This window comes from Bacillus sp. AFS012607 (genome assembly GCF_002558005.1).
GTDB classification, from domain to species: domain Bacteria; phylum Bacillota; class Bacilli; order Bacillales; family Bacillaceae_G; genus Bacillus_A; species Bacillus_A thuringiensis_S.
In genome coordinates, this window is record NZ_NTVM01000081.1 from 1 (window position 1) to 362 (window position 362).

The following is a 362-nucleotide window of genomic DNA, read 5'->3' on the forward strand; positions in this document are numbered from 1 at the left end:
TACTACTTGCTTGTTTTCCTTGTAGTGATTGGAACTATAGCGAGAACAGTGTACAAATTGAAATCTTCCTTTAAAAACTTAAATAATCATGAGAAAGGGTCTAGTCGTTTTACAACAGTTGAAGAGCTGAAAAAGCAGTACCGAGCTGTACCAGATCGAGAGGAAACATTTAAAGGTGGCGGTGGTGTTGTTATCTCCCGACTAGGTGACAAGGTATTTATTGATGATAGTCCGGTAAACAACTTAATTATTGGTACAACACGCTCTGGTAAAGGGGAAACCTATGTATTTCCTACAATTGATGTCTATTCTAGAGCGGAACATAAACCCTCCCTAATTTTTAATGATCCAAAGGGGGAATT

The 362-nt window shown here is 38.1% G+C and carries 1 protein-coding gene; it reads left to right on the forward strand.

All coding sequences use genetic code 11. The annotated features are described in order from the left end of the window. The coding region (locus tag CN409_RS30815; RefSeq protein WP_141527757.1) for a type IV secretory system conjugative DNA transfer family protein at nt 1-362 on the forward strand (362 nt) is incomplete at both ends.